The organism is Mesorhizobium sp. WSM4308 (assembly GCF_002294905.1).
Lineage (GTDB): Bacteria > Pseudomonadota > Alphaproteobacteria > Rhizobiales > Rhizobiaceae > Mesorhizobium.
Genome location: NZ_NSFW01000005.1, coordinates 190,522 through 204,918, shown reverse-complemented (window position 1 = coordinate 204,918; position 14,397 = coordinate 190,522). Strand labels below are relative to the sequence as shown.

12 protein-coding genes and 1 pseudogene are annotated in these 14,397 nt (G+C 63.5%); 5 read left to right on the top strand and 8 right to left on the bottom strand.

The window, feature by feature from the left end:
* Nucleotides 1-14: 14 nt before the first annotated feature.
* Nucleotides 15-632, bottom strand: coding sequence for a 30S ribosomal protein S4 (gene rpsD, locus CK227_RS11405; RefSeq protein ID WP_010909086.1), 618 nt, complete (start codon nt 630-632; stop codon nt 15-17).
* 371 nt (nt 633-1,003) lie between these two features.
* On the opposite strand from rpsD, the gene CK227_RS11400 reads away from it, so the two are divergent.
* Complete coding sequence (locus CK227_RS11400) at nt 1,004-1,201, top strand: hypothetical protein (RefSeq protein ID WP_027042433.1); 198 nt, start codon at nt 1,004-1,006, stop codon at nt 1,199-1,201.
* Between the two features lie 91 nt (nt 1,202-1,292).
* On the opposite strand, the gene CK227_RS11395 is transcribed toward CK227_RS11400, so the two are convergent.
* Nucleotides 1,293-1,481: a DUF3008 family protein gene (locus CK227_RS11395; protein ID WP_010909084.1), complete on the bottom strand. Its 189-nt coding sequence runs from the start codon at nt 1,479-1,481 to the stop codon at nt 1,293-1,295.
* Between the two features lie 160 nt (nt 1,482-1,641).
* Between CK227_RS11395 and CK227_RS11390 the strand changes: the two genes are divergently transcribed.
* The gene (locus CK227_RS11390) at nt 1,642-3,024 is read left to right on the top strand and encodes an RNB domain-containing ribonuclease (protein WP_095770363.1); all 1,383 of its coding nucleotides are present in this window, start codon (nt 1,642-1,644) and stop codon (nt 3,022-3,024) included.
* 24 nt (nt 3,025-3,048) lie between these two features.
* Here the strand turns inward: CK227_RS11390 and murI are convergent, their stop codons facing one another.
* Together murI and CK227_RS11380 are read right to left on the bottom strand one after the other, a co-directional pair.
* The gene (gene murI, locus CK227_RS11385; RefSeq protein WP_095770364.1) at nt 3,049-3,837 is read right to left on the bottom strand and encodes a glutamate racemase; all 789 of its coding nucleotides are present in this window, start codon (nt 3,835-3,837) and stop codon (nt 3,049-3,051) included.
* Nucleotides 3,830-4,741, bottom strand: coding sequence for an RNA methyltransferase (locus CK227_RS11380; RefSeq protein ID WP_095770365.1), 912 nt, complete (start codon nt 4,739-4,741; stop codon nt 3,830-3,832). The genes murI and CK227_RS11380 overlap by 8 nt, the downstream gene beginning before the upstream one ends.
* A 549-nt stretch (nt 4,742-5,290) precedes the next feature.
* On the opposite strand from CK227_RS11380, the gene CK227_RS11375 reads away from it, so the two are divergent.
* From CK227_RS11375 to CK227_RS11365, 3 genes are all read left to right on the top strand, one after another.
* Nucleotides 5,291-6,268, top strand: coding sequence for a right-handed parallel beta-helix repeat-containing protein (locus tag CK227_RS11375; RefSeq protein WP_095770366.1), 978 nt, complete (start codon nt 5,291-5,293; stop codon nt 6,266-6,268).
* A gap of 317 nt (nt 6,269-6,585) precedes the next feature.
* Complete coding sequence (locus tag CK227_RS11370) at nt 6,586-7,797, top strand: NADP-dependent isocitrate dehydrogenase (protein ID WP_095770367.1); 1,212 nt, start codon at nt 6,586-6,588, stop codon at nt 7,795-7,797.
* Between the two features lie 77 nt (nt 7,798-7,874).
* The gene (locus CK227_RS11365; RefSeq protein WP_095770368.1) at nt 7,875-8,501 is read left to right on the top strand and encodes a glutathione S-transferase family protein; all 627 of its coding nucleotides are present in this window, start codon (nt 7,875-7,877) and stop codon (nt 8,499-8,501) included.
* Nucleotides 8,502-8,515: 14 nt separating this feature from the next.
* Here CK227_RS11365 and CK227_RS11360 read toward each other — a convergent pair.
* The 4 genes and pseudogenes from CK227_RS11360 to recA all read right to left on the bottom strand — a co-directional run bounded on the left by CK227_RS11360 (nt 8,516) and on the right by recA (nt 14,319).
* A pseudogene (locus CK227_RS11360) lies at nt 8,516-8,993 on the bottom strand (DUF2269 domain-containing protein).
* Nucleotides 8,990-10,285 carry an SDR family oxidoreductase gene (locus CK227_RS11355; RefSeq protein ID WP_095770369.1) on the bottom strand — a complete coding sequence of 432 codons (1,296 nt, stop codon included), beginning with the start codon at nt 10,283-10,285 and terminating at the stop codon, nt 8,990-8,992. The pseudogene CK227_RS11360 and the gene CK227_RS11355 overlap by 4 nt, the downstream one beginning before the upstream one ends.
* Nucleotides 10,286-10,295: 10 nt before the next feature.
* Nucleotides 10,296-12,962: an alanine--tRNA ligase gene (gene alaS, locus CK227_RS11350; RefSeq protein ID WP_095770370.1), complete on the bottom strand. Its 2,667-nt coding sequence runs from the start codon at nt 12,960-12,962 to the stop codon at nt 10,296-10,298.
* A 259-nt stretch (nt 12,963-13,221) separates the two neighbouring features.
* A complete protein-coding gene (gene recA, locus CK227_RS11345; protein WP_010909075.1) occupies nt 13,222-14,319 on the bottom strand; it encodes a recombinase RecA in 1,098 nt (365 codons plus the stop codon).
* Nucleotides 14,320-14,397 lie beyond the last annotated feature (78 nt).

Here is a 14,397-nt window from a genome sequence, read left to right as displayed (position 1 = left end):
TAAAAGGCGTTCGCTTAGCGCGAGTAGAATTCGACGACCAGGTTCGGCTCCATCTGCACGGCGAACGGAACGTCCGCCAGGCCAGGGATGCGCGAGAAGGTCGCGACCATCTTGTTGTGGTCGGCTTCGATGTAGTCCGGCACGTCGCGCTCGGCGAGGCCGACCGATTCCAGGACGATGACCAGCTGCTTCGATTTTTCGCGCACTTCGATGACGTCGCCCGGCTTGCAGCGGTACGAGCCGATGTTGACGCGCTTGCCGTTGACGTTGACGTGGCCGTGGTTGACGAACTGACGGGCGGCGAAAATGGTCGGCACGAATTTGGCGCGGTAGACGACCGCGTCGAGACGCGATTCGAGCAGGCCGATCAGGTTCTCCGAAGTGTCGCCCTTGCGGCGGTCGGCCTCTTCATAGACCTTGCGGAACTGCTTTTCCGAAACGTCGCCATAGTGACCCTTCAGCTTCTGCTTGGCGCGCAGCTGCAGGCCGAAATCGGAAAGCTTGCCCTTGCGGCGCTGGCCGTGCTGGCCGGGGCCGTATTCACGCTTGTTGACCGGGGACTTCGGGCGGCCCCAGATATTTTCGCCGAGACGGCGGTCGATCTTGTATTTCGCGGATTCGCGCTTGCTCATCGCATTCCCTTTTCAAAACAACACACCCGCAACCTCATGGTCCGGGTGAAGGAAACGCGCCCTCCTCTGGCCTCCGTTTTCGAGACCTGACAGGGTTTTCCCACGCAACGCGGCGGAAAACCCACGGGACACGTCAGTTCAAACAAAACCAGAAACCAAGGCAACCGGTCCTGCGCATACAAAACAAACACCGGACATCGCTGCCCGGCGTTGGCGGCTGGTTAAACCGAGATTTAACCGGTGTCAAGCTTGTGAGTGGCGCGGCGCAACGCAACCCTATAGCGTCCCAGCGTTGAGCGATGCCGGATGTGGCGGGAGGTTTGCGCCAACGGCGCCGGGAAGAGATCTGGAGCTAGAGGAGTCCAATCAGCATGAAGAAGTTCTTCCTTACCTTGGCCGGTGCCGCGGTGTTGGCCGGATCGATGGCGGTGGCGCCGGAACCAGCCATGGCGCGCCATTGGCACGGCCATAAGCAGGTCTGCCGCATCATCGTGAAGAAAAGGGTGGTGTGGCGGCATGGCCACCGCAGGGTGATCGTCGAGCGGATACGGCGCTGCCATCGCTGGTAAGGCAAACGGCCTACAGATTTTGCATTAGATACAAGGCCCGCGGTTCCGCTGCGGGCCTTGTTTGCTTGGGCCGGCGTTTCGCGAACGACACTCAGTCTTTCGACTTCTTTTCCGGCAGCCCTTTGCGCTTGGTCTCGGCGAATTCCTCGAGCTGCTTTTCGCTCATGGATTCGTACATTCCTTTGGAAGCGCCTTTGAGCTCGCTCTTTTTCGTCTCGCCGCGTTTGGCGGAGAGCGCGGCGCCGGCGGCTTTCTGCTGGGCTTTCGAGGTGGCTGGCATGGCGGTTTCTCCTTTGCTGTCAGGGAAACGCCGCTCTTCGGCGGCGGTTCCAGTGCCGGTAGGCCCAGTTTCTCGTCCGATCGCCGCCGGTCAGGCAGCCAGCTTTGGCGAATTCGTCGGCAGCCTTCCCGTGTCCGAAGCCCTGGTGTAGGACGGCTGAATGAAGTCCCTGACAGACCCCTCACAAGCGCTCTCCACCGGCCTGGCGAAAATCCGCACCGAGTTCCACGTGCCGGATGGATTTCCGGCTGACGTGATGGCCGCAGCGGAGGCGGCGGCCAGACGCGTGCCGAACCAGCATGCCGATCGAACTGACATGCCCTTCGTCACGCTCGATCCGGCGGCCTCCACTGATCTTGACCAGGCGTTCTCGATCGAGGCAAGCGGTGGCGATCTTCTCTTGCATTATGCCATCGCCGACGTGGCATGGTTCGTCGAGGACGGCGACACGCTGGATCGCGAAGCCTGGACGCGCGGCGAGACGCTGTACCTGCCGGACGGCAAGGCCGGGCTCTATCCACCGGCGATTGCCGAGGCGGCGGCGAGCCTGTTGCCGGACGGGCCGCGTCCAGCTGTTATCTTCACCGTTCGGGTCGCGGTGGATGGCGCGGTAACGTTGGACGGCGCGGAGCGGGCAATCATCCAAAGCCGCGCGAAGCTCGCCTATGACAGCGTGAAGGCCTCCGACGTTCCGGCCGGCTTCGCCGAAATGGCGCGGCGCATGGTGGCAAACGAAGAGGGCCGCGGCGCTTCCCGCGTCGACCCGCCCGAGCAGGAGGTCGAAAGGCTTGCCGATGGCAGCTTCCGGCTTTCGTTCAGACCGCTGCTGCAATCCGAGCAGGACAACGCCGCGCTTTCACTGGCCGCCAACATGGCGATCGCCGACGCCATGCTGGCGCACAAGACCGGGCTGTTTCGGGTGATGTCTGGGCCAGACCCCTCCAAGGTGCAGAGATTGCGCAGCGCGGCACAGGCGCTCGGTCTGTCCTGGCCGGCCTCAACCAACCTGCGCGACTACCAGCGCACACTCGATCCGGCTGATCCGAAACAAGCAGCGTTGATGCTGGAAATCCGCCGCGCGGGCAATGGCGCGTCCTACCAGCCCTACCAGGAAGGTGTCGTTCCCTGGCATGAGGCGATGGCTGCGACCTATGCCCATGCGACCGCGCCACTCAGGCGACTGGCCGATCGCTATGTCGTGCGCTGCGCGCTGGCTATCGCCAACGGCCAGCCCGTGCCGCAGGCCGTCAGCGATGCGTTCGCCGGACTGCCAAAGGTGATGGGACGTGCGGATGCCCGCGCTTCGCAGATCAACCATGCAGCCATCGACCTTGCCGAGGCGGTGATGCTGAGGGGACGCGAAGGGGAAACGTTCAAAGCCGTCGTCACCGACTTCGTCGACCATGGTGTGCGCGTCCAGCTTGCCGACATGCCTGTCGTTGCCACCGTAAAGGCCTCCGGTCTCAGGCAGGGTGACGGTGTGACGCTAAAGCTGGCCTCGGCCGATCCGGATCAACGCAGCATCGTCTTCGAACCTGTTTGAGCGACTGGCGTTGGGCGACATCAATCAGCGCACGGACAGTCCAAAGCCCTGCATCAGCCGGCCGACGGCGAAATCCGCCTTGCCTGACGTAAAGACCGCGATATCGGGCTCGCCTTGCGGCAGCGCCCCGTCGACGGGCGGCAAGAGCGAAAGGGCACGCCTCGCGATCGCTTCGGCCGGGTCGATCCAGTCGACCGGCCAGGGCGCGGTCTTGCGCATGCGGTTGACCAGGAACGGGTAGTGGGTGCAAGCCAGCACGACGATGTCGGTCCTGAGCCCCTCATTTTCCATGAAACAGGGCGCGATCTCGGCGCGCACGGCTTCCTCGTCGACGAAACCCTCGCGCATATAGACTTCGGCAAGGCCCGCCAGCCTGTCGCTGCCAACCAGGCGGACATGGCATTTCTGCGCCCATTTACTGATCAGGTCGCGCGTGTATTGCCGCTTCACCGTGCCCGGCGTCGCCAGCACGGAGACCAGCCCGGAGCGGGTGCGCTCCGCCGCCGGCTTGACCGCTGGCACGGTGCCGACGAAGGGATGGCCGGGAAATCTCTCGCGCAGCGCATCGATCACCAGCGTCGAGGCGGTGTTGCAGGCGATGACGGAAATCGCAGGCGCAAACCGGTCGAGCAATTTGGCGAAGAGTTCGAGTATGTGGGTGCGCAGTGCCGGTTCTTCCCAGGCGCCGAACGGAAAGGCCGCATCGTCCGCGACATAGACGAAGCGCCGGTCCGGCATCAGCACGCGCGCCTCGCGCAGCACGGTCAGCCCGCCGACGCCGGAATCGAACATCAGGATCGGCTGGTCAGTCATTGTCGGTTCCCTTGCCGCCCAGCGGCGGCGCGTCCTCATCGTCACCCACTGGCTTGTGCGCCTGGCGACCGGCCTCTGCCTTGCCGGCGCGCGCGGCGGCCGGAAGCCGCCTTGGATCATCGCCCGGCGAGCCGTCGCCGCGCGGCATTGCCGGCGAAAACCTGTCCAGCGAAGAGATGATGCCGCGCAGCACCTTCAGCTCCGGCTCGGCGAAACCGGCGCGCGTCAGCACGGCGCGCAGATTGTCCACCATCTTGGGCTTCTTCGGCGCCGGCCGGAAATAGCCGCGCGCTTCCAATGCGCCTTCGAGATAGGCGAAAAGGCCGTGCAGCTCTTCCTTGCTGGCCGGCTTCATCTCCGGCCCGGTGAAATTGGTCTTGGTCTCGTCCTCGAGGCCCGACTTCATCCACTCATAGGACATCAGCAGCGCCGCCTGGGCGATGTTGAGCGAGGAGAAATCGGGATCGACGGGAAAGGTGACGATCTCGTCGGCGAGTCCGACCTCGTCATTGTAGAGACCGAAGCGCTCGCGGCCGAACAGGATGCCGGTGCGCTGCCCCATGCCATGACGGGCGCGCAGCACCCTGCCCGCCTCCACGGGGCCGCGCACGGCCTTGAAACCGTCGCGCTGCCTGGCGGTGGTGGCGAAGACGAAGTTCAGATCGGCAAGGGCCGAGGCCAGATCGTCGAACACCGTCACGGCGTCGATGACATGGTCGGCGCGGCTGGCCGCGGCGCGCGCCTTCTCGCTCGGCCAGCCGTCACGCGGATTGACCAGGCGCAGTTCCGACAGGCCGAAATTGGCCATGGCGCGCGCGACCATGCCGATGTTCTCGCCGAGCTGCGGCTCGACGAGGATGATCGCCGGACCGCCAGGGCCACGCTGAAAGTCTGTTGCGGTCATGTGTTCCAGATGATTGCGCTACGAGGTCACCGCGTCCTGCCATATCGATACGGCTTTTTGAAGAGTTGTCGGTGACCTGGCGACAAATAGCCTTGTCCCGCACCCCCTGTGTTGGCGCGAAAAATCCAAATTCGCTCCACCGGCGGGCTGGAGCAAATGGTCACACGCCCGTACAAGCAAACGAGCCACGTGCTCCATCTTCTCAAGGGATGGTTGAGATGTGGGCATCGCGGCCGCTCTGGCAACGACAAGCTATCCAACCCTATACTGCTTGATGGCTCTGCCTTACTTTTTTATCGGCGACATCTTCCGGTTACAGAAATAACCTATTAGCTATATGTATAGTTAAATACGGCGATGCGGCCGCCGCTGTGACATAATCTTAGAAAATTGCAATATCAAAACCGCTTGGGGCCAAGCTGTATCGGTAAATTCATTTGAAGACGGAGCGTGTCTTGCACGCTCCTGTCACTTATCTGTGCCCCAAGCGTTTCCACACGGGTTTTCAATAGCCGACACGGGTGTTGGCCAAGCTTCAGGAGGGGGCAAATGAACGTCTTACGGTTTTTCCTTTCAATCGCTGTGTTGCTTCTGGCATCAGTCTTCGTGATTGCTCCGGCTTCCGCGCAAGCGACACGGACCTGGGTTTCCGGCGTCGGCAACGACGCCGATCCGTGCAGCCGAACGGCACCTTGCAAGACGTTTGCCGGCGCCATCTCGAAGACGGCGACGGCCGGCGAGATCAACTGTCTGGACCCGGGCGGATTTGGCGCGGTCACCATCACCAAATCCATCACCATCGACTGCAGAACGACTGAAGGCGGTGTGCTTTCGGCGCTCGTGAACGGCATCATCATAAACACGACCGTCGGCTCCGTCGTGCATCTTCGCGGCCTCGACATAGACGGCGTGGGCACTGGACTCGACGGCGTGCGGATGATCGGCCAAGGTCAACTGCATATCGAGGACTGCAACATCGAGCGGGTGACCAGCAATGGCGTCGAATTTCTTCCCAACGGCGCCAGCGAACTCTACATAATCAATACACGGATAGCCGAGGCAGCCGGTGGCGCCGTTCTTATCAAAACGACTGGCGCCATCGGCATCAATGCCATCCTGTCCAGGGTGGAACTGACCAACAGCGCCAATGGCATTCTTGTCGACGGCACCGGCAACACCTCTCCCATGAACATGGCGCTGACCGACAGCCTGGTCAGCGGCAACAGCGGCAACGGGGTGGCGGTCAAGTCCGTCGCCGCGGCATCGTCGGTACGCGCGACGATCGTCAACACCACGATCAGTTCCAATGCCGGCGTCGGCGTGAATGCCAACGGCGCCGCCGCCAGCGGCCCCGGCAGCGCCATCGCCTTTCTCGGCGCCTCGACGGTGTTCGGCAATGTCACCGGGGTCAGCAACACCGGCAGCGGCGCCGTCCAGTCGTTCAAGAACAACATGATCTCCGGCAACGTGGCCGACGGAACGCCGATCACGGCCTTCCCCGGCCCTGGCGGCACGCCGCTGCAATAAGCGGCTGCCGCCTGCGTGCGGCAGCATGAAACAAAGGCGATGCCGCCTGCCTCTCGATGGGCAGCGCGGCATCGATCTTTGTCCACGATTGCTGGATCGGTTTACCGTTTCGCGGAAACGCCGCCTGTCCCCTTGTTTTACGGCAATTTCGAACGAAAACCCGCTTCACGCTTCTCCTAGACTAGAATTGCGCCGGCAGCAGCCTGCTTCCGCATTGCCCCGGTTTGCGCCGCCCGGATCGCTTTGCTATAGGCGAAGTCCCTATCCTGGCGGGGCCGACCCGCCATCCCCCAACTGTTGAACGAGGCATTCTTTCCATGGCGAAGATCAAGGTGGCGAACCCGGTCGTCGAACTCGACGGCGACGAGATGACCCGCATCATCTGGCAGTTCATCAAGGACAAGCTGATCCACCCTTATCTCGACCTCAAGCTCGAATATTACGACCTCGGCATCGAGCACCGCGACGCCACCAACGACCAGGTGACCATCGATTCGGCCAACGCCATCAAGAAATACGGCGTCGGCGTGAAATGCGCGACGATCACCCCCGACGAACAGCGCGTCGAGGAGTTCAAGCTGAAGAAGATGTGGAAGTCGCCCAACGGCACCATCCGCAACATCCTCGGCGGCACCATCTTCCGCGAGCCGATCATCATGAAGAACGTGCCGCGCCTGGTACCCGGCTGGACCAAGCCGATCATCGTCGGCCGCCACGCCTTCGGCGACCAGTACCGCGCCACTGATTTCCGCTTCCCCGGCAAGGGCAAGCTGACGATCAAGTTCGTCGGTGAGGACGGAAAGGTGATCGAGCATGACGTGTTCGACGCTCCCGGCGCCGGCGTCGCCATGGCCATGTACAATCTCGACGAGTCGATCCGCGAGTTCGCCCGCGCCTCGCTGAACTACGGCCTGCTGCGCAACTATCCGGTCTACCTGTCGACCAAGAACACCATCCTGAAAGCCTATGACGGCCGCTTCAAGGACATTTTCCAGGAAGTCTACGAGGCTGAATTCGAGGCCGAGTTCAAGTCGAAGAAGCTGTGGTACGAGCACCGCCTGATCGACGACATGGTGGCCTCCAGCCTGAAATGGTCGGGCGGCTATGTCTGGGCCTGCAAGAACTACGACGGCGACGTACAGTCCGACACGGTGGCGCAGGGCTTTGGCTCGCTCGGCCTGATGACCTCGGTGCTGATGACGCCCGACGGCAAGACGGTGGAAGCCGAAGCCGCGCACGGCACCGTCACCCGCCACTACCGCCAGCACCAGAAGGGCGAGGAAACCTCGACCAATTCGATCGCCTCGATCTTCGCCTGGACGCGTGGCCTCGCGCACCGCGCCAAGCTCGACGACAATGCTGAACTGAAGCGCTTTGCCGAGACGCTGGAAAAGATCTGCATCCAGACTGTCGAGTCCGGCTTCATGACCAAGGACCTGTCGCTGCTGATCGGACCCGACCAGCCCTGGCTCTCGACCACCGGCTTCCTCGACAAGATCGACGAGAACTTGCAGAAGGCGATGGCTTAAGAGCCCAGTTTTACAAAAGCGAAGGCTCCGAAAGGAGCCTTCGCTTTTTGGGCCAGCGAAAGCGAGGATCTGACAGCATGACCAGGCCGATCCTCTATGGCGCGGACTACAGTGTCTATGTGCGCATCGCGCGGATGGCGCTGGAGGAGAAAGGCGTCGACTACGAACTGGTACCGCTCGACATCTTCGCCGCCGAGGGCATCCCGGCCTGGTATCTGATACATCACCCGTTCGGCCGCATCCCGGCCTTGGAGCATGACGGTTTTCGCCTTTTCGAGACGAATGCGATCACCCGCTATGTCGACGAGGCCTTCGACGGCCCGGCGCTGCAGCCCGCCGATGCGCGCGGCCGCGCCAGGATGGGCCAGATGACAGGCATGCTCGACGCCTATGGCTACCGCGCCATGGTCTGGGACATTGCCGTCGAGCGCCTGGAGAAGGCGGAGCCGGATGAGACGCTGATCGCCGGCGGGCTGCGGCAGGCGGAAACGGTCCTCAGGGTGCTCACATCACTCAAGGCTCCCGGGCCATGGTTGCTCGGCAATCGGGTGACACTGGCCGACCTGCATGCGGCGCCGATCATCGCCTATTTCCTCAAGGTTGCCGACGGGCAAAAGCTTCTGGCCGAGTTTCCCGAGATTCTGGCATGGTGGGACCGGATCGCGGCCACAGAAGCCTTTGCCATGACCGAAAAGGCTGATTGAAACCCGAGGCGGCGCTAAAACCTTATCTCGGGCCGGGTCACCATCAGCCAGAGGATCGCAAGCACCGCGGCAAAGGCTGGAAAACCGCAAGCAAACCAGATGCGAAAGAGGCGTTTCTCTTCGGCGCAGCGGCGCGTTTTCGATGGCCGCCTGCCGCGCCAGATTACGAATCCTGATCTGAATCCAGACCACCGGCAGCCAGAACAGGCCGGCCACGACATAAAGCAGCAAGGACAGCGCGATCCAGCCTTCGGAGAGCGGCCAGCCCGCAGCCTGCGCCAGCAACACGCCGGTGGCCGGCTGCACGATGACGGCGGTCGCCGTAAAAATGGTGTCGGCGATGACGACCGTGCCCGCGACATGGGCGACGAGATCGGCGCGGCCGCTGCGTTGCGCCATCAGCATGAAGAAGGCAATGCCGGCGCCGGTGCCGAACAGAACCGTGGCGCCGACGACATGCGCCCAGCGCAATATGTCGGCCCATAGGCTCATCGCTCGTCGAGCACCGCGAGCGCCACCAGCACCAGGCAAAGCGCGGGGATCGTCTTGACCAGCGGCCCCAGTGGATCAAGCCATAGACCTGGGACAAGAAGCGACGCCCCCGCCAAATAGGACAGTGTGATGGCAATCATCGCCAGCAGCGCGCGCCGGGCCAGGGATCGGACCACGACAGCCGCGCCAACCAGGATGTCTGCCGTACTTCCGGCCAGAACCGCGATATGGGCCAGGCTCGCCGACACGCCGTGCGAAACAAGGATATCCGCCGCCGCCTCTTGCCGGATCAGGCCGATGACACCCGAAACAAGCCAGAATAGGGACAGGCAAGCGAAGATGACAGGCTTTGCCAGCCAGAGGCGGGCGAACCATCGTTCCTGGACATTGGCCGGCATGTCGGCCAGCGTTGCTTCCAGCGGCTGAAGCGGACGGCCGGAAATTCGGATCCAGGCCGCTGCGTCGCCCGTGACACCGCCCGCCACGGCAGCAAGGGCTGCGCTGCGCAGCGGGGACCGCCAACCAAGAGTTCCAAGCACATCTGCAACCGCGCCGGCGAGCCGGCCGAGAATGGCTGGCATCGGCACCACTCTCGCAGGCGGCAGACCAAGCCACGCACGCAAGGTGGAGAGGACCTCGGCGAGCGGTCTGGCATCGGCTTCGACGAGATCGACGGCGAGTCGGGGCGGCAGCGATCCGGCGACCGCGCGCGCCACCGCTTCGGCAACGTCGGTGACCGCCACGGTCTGGATCGGCTGGAGCGGCATGACGGCCGGAACAAAACCGGGGAATGCCGCAAGGGCGCGCAAAAGTGCCGTCCCGCCATAGGCAGCGGGCGCGATCACAAGGCCCGGCCGCAGGATGGTCCACTCCAGGGAGGAGCTTGCGACGGCCTTGTCGCCTTGCGCCTTGGTGCTGAAGAAAGGATTTGCCGAGGCGAGATCGGCACCGATCGCGGAGATCTGCGCAAAGCGGTGCACACCGGCCTGTTCGCAGGCCGCAACGAGTGCCACCACCGAGCCCCGGTGAACGGCGTCGAGGCGGTCGCGCGGGCCGTCCTGCAAGGCGCCCGCCGCATTGACCACCGCGTCCATGCCCGCAACCACCGGCAGCCAGTCTTCAGCGGCAAGGAGTTTCGACATGTCCGCCGCGATCCAGCGCACCGCCGGCCGGCGTCGCCCGGCATCCTGAACATCGCGACCGAGGCCGGTCACGTGATGACCGTCGCGAAGCAAACGGCTGATGACTGCGTCCCCGATCAAACCATAACCACCGAGGACGAGAACATTCATGCCATGGCTTTCAGGCGGCTTCGAGCGCCGCCTTCACAGCCGCGATCGCATCATTGGCCTTCGAGGCATCCGGGCCGCCGGCCTGGGCCATGTCGGGCCGCCCGCCACCGCCCTGCCCACCCAAGGCGGCGGAGGCGACGCGCACCAGGTCGACGGCGCTGAAGCGGCCGACGAGGTCGTCGGTGACGGCGACGACGACGCTTGCCTTGTTGTCCTCGCCGGCACCGACGAAGACGACGACGCCGGAGCCGAGCGAAGTCTTGCCGGCATCGGCCAGCGGCTTCAGATCCTTCGGCGAGACACCGGAGACCGCCTTGCCGAGGAAGCCGACGCCGGCAACCGTCTCGTTCTCCGAGGGCGCACCCGCCGCGGCACCGCCGCCGAGTGCCAGTTTCTTGCGCGCTTCGGTCAGTTCCTTCTCGAGCTTCTTGCGCTCTTCGAGCAAGGTCTCGACGCGCGCCGGCACGTCGGCGGGCGAGATTTTCAGCACGGCTGCCGCCGCCTTCAGACGCCTGTCCTGCTCGTCGAGATGTTTTCTGGCCGCCTCGCCGGTCAGCGCTTCGATGCGACGCACGCCAGCGGCGACCGCGCTGTCGGAGACCACCCGGACCAGGCCGATATCGCCAGTCGCCCTCACATGGGTGCCGCCGCAGAGTTCGACCGAATAGGGCCGGTTGGCCTTGGCGCCGTGCAGGCCCGTGCCCATCGACACGACGCGCACCTCGTCGCCGTATTTTTCGCCGAACAGCGCCATGGCGCCCTCGGCGATGGCGTCGTCGACCGACATCAGGCGCGTGGTCACCGGGCTGTTCTGTACGACGATTTCATTGGCCATGCGCTCGACCTCTTCAAGCTCCTCGGCCGAGATCGGCTTGTTGTGCGAGATGTCGAAACGCAGGCGCTCCGGCGCGACCAGCGAGCCCTTCTGCGCGACATGGGTGCCCAGCACCTCGCGCAACGCTTCATGGATCAGATGCGTGGCGGAGTGGTTGGCGCGCAGCCTGGTGCGGCGTGCATGATCGACCTTGAGCTCGACGGCAGCGCCGGTCTTGACCGTGCCGCTCGCCACCTTGCCCAGATGCACGAACAGGCCGTCGGCCTTCTTCTGCGTGTCGGATATCGCGATCGAGAAACCTTCGCCCGAGATGACGCCGGTGTCGCCCATCTGGCCGCCGGACTCGCCATAAAACGGCGTCTGGTTGACGACGACCGCAACGGCATCACCCTTGCCGGCGCTGTCGACGGTCTTGCCGTCCTTGACCAGCGCCTGGATGAGGCCTTCCGCCTGCTCGGTCTCGTAACCGAGGAATTCTGTGGCGCCGGTCTTTTCACGCACCGAGAACCACACCGTTTCGGTGGCGGCCTCGCCGGACCCGGTCCAATGCTTGCGCGCCTCGGCCTTCTGCTGCTCCATCGCATTGGTGAAGCCGGCCAGATCGACCGAGATGTTGCGCTGGCGTAACGCGTCCTGCGTCAGGTCGAGCGGGAAGCCGTAAGTGTCGTAGAGCTTGAACGCCGTCTCGCCATCCAGCATGTCGCCGGCATGCAGCGTTTCCGTCGCCTCGGAGAGCAGGCCGAGGCCGCGCACCAGCGTCTTGCGGAAGCGCGTCTCCTCGAGCTTCAGCGTCTCGGTGATCAGCTGTTCGCCGCGCGGCAGTTCGGGATAGGCCTGGCCCATTTCGCGCACCAGCGCCGGCACCAGCTTCCACATCAGCGGTTCGTTCGCGCCGAGCAGCTGCGCGTGGCGCATGGCGCGGCGCATGATGCGGCGCAACACGTAGCCGCGGCCTTCGTTCGACGGCAAGACACCGTCGGCGACCAGGAAGGAGGACGACCGCAAATGGTCGGCAATGACGCGGTAGGAGGCCACCGTTTCCGTATCGGGCGCGCGGCCAAGCGCGGAGGACGCCGCATCGATCAGGTGACGGAACAGGTCGGTCTCGAAGACGCTTTCCACCCCTTGCAGGATGGAGGCCATGCGCTCCAGGCCCATGCCGGTGTCGATGGACGGGCGCGGCAGGTCGATGCGCTCCTCCTTCGTCACCTGTTCATACTGCATGAACACCAGGTTCCAGAATTCGAGGAAGCGGTCGCCATCCTCTTCGGGGCTGCCGGGAGGGCCACCCCAGATGTGCTCGCCACGATCGATGAAGATTTCCGAGCACGGCCCGCACGGACCCGTGTCGCCCATCGCCCAGAAATTGTCCGAGGTCGGGATGCGGATGATGCGATCGTCCGAGAAACCGGCGATCTTCTTCCAGAAGCCGGCCGCCTCGTCGTCCGTGTGGTAGACGGTGACCAGCAGCTCGTCCTTCTTCAACCCGAACTCCTTGGTGATCAGGTTCCAGGCAAGCTCGATGGCGCGCTCCTTGAAGTAATCGCCGAAGGAGAAATTGCCGAGCATCTCGAAGAAAGTCAGGTGGCGCGCGGTGTAGCCGACATTGTCGAGGTCGTTGTGCTTGCCGCCTGCGCGAACGCTCTTCTGGGCGGTGGTAGCGCGCGAATAGGACCGCTTCTCCAGACCGGTGAAGACGTTCTTGAACTGCACCATGCCGGCATTGGTGAACATCAATGTCGGATCGTTGCGCGGCACGAGCGGGCTCGAGGCCACGACCTCGTGGCCCTCCTTGCGGAAATAGTCGAGAAATGTCGACCGGATCTCGTTCACGCCACTCATGACTGCTGCCTTTTCGCGAAAACCGCCGGCGCGGCCGGCGGAAACTGGTGTCTGCTTTCCAGAAATAGACTTGGCCTTTTAGCGGCCACGCTCCAGCCTGTCCAGAAACACGGAACTGGGCCAATCCTGGGAGTCTATTGGTCCCAAAAACGAAAACCGCCGGCGCGAAGGCCGGCGGTTTTGGACGCGATACTAAAGAACTCGGTTACTTAAGCATCGGATCATAGGTCGACTTTATGGCCGAACTCTGTCCGTTGCCCTACATCGCGCCGGCTTCGTCCTCAAAACCGTCGTCGCCGCCTTCAGAGCCACCATTTTCGAGGAACTTTTCGGCGATAAGCCCGGCATTCTGCCTGAGCGCCAGTTCGATCTCGCGTGCGGTATCGGGATTGTCGCGCAGGAACAGTTTTGCATTTTCGCGGCCCTGGCCGAGACGTTGCGAATTGTACGAGAACCAGGCGCCGGACTTCTCGACCACGCCGGCCTTGACGCCGAGATCAACCAGCTCGCCGGTCTTGGACACGCCCTCGCCATACATGATGTCGAACTCGACCACCTTGAAGGGCGGCGCCAGCTTGTTCTTGACCACCTTGACGCGGGTCTGGTTGCCGACGACCTCGTCGCGATCCTTGACCGAGCCGATGCGGCGGATGTCGAGGCGCACCGACGCATAGAATTTCAGCGCGTTGCCGCCGGTCGTGGTTTCGGGCGAACCGAACATGACGCCGATCTTCATGCGGATCTGGTTGATGAAGATGACCATGGTGTTGGAGCGCGAGATCGAGGCGGTCAGCTTGCGCAGCGCCTGGCTCATCAGGCGGGCCTGCAGGCCGGGCAGCGAATCGCCCATCTCGCCCTCGATTTCGGCGCGCGGCGTCAGTGCCGCGACCGAATCGACCACCAGCACGTCGATGGCGCCGGAGCGCACCAGCGTGTCGCAGATCTCCAGCGCCTGCTCGCCTGTGTCGGGCTGCGAGATCAGCAGGTTCTCAAGATCGACGCCGAGCTTGCGGGCATAGACCGGGTCGAGCGCGTGTTCGGCGTCGACGAAGGCGCAGATGCCGCCCTTCTTCTGGGCTTCGGCCACCGTGTGCAGCGCCAGCGTCGTCTTGCCCGAGCTTTCCGGCCCGTAGATCTCGATGATGCGGCCGCGCGGCAGGCCACCGACGCCGAGCGCGATGTCGAGACCGAGCGATCCGGTCGGCACCGTTTCAATCTCGACGACCTGCTCGTTCGCGCCGAGCCGCATGATCGAGCCCTTGCCGAAAGCCCGCTCGATTTGCGACAGCGCCGCATCCAGAGCCTTTGATTTGTCCACTGCCTTATCCTCTACAAGCCGCAAAGAATTCTGAGCCATGATACATCACCCCTTGGTCGTCAATGAAGGCCGGACAATCCGTAATCCCTGCCATTTTGTACCTTTTTTGTTCTCGTT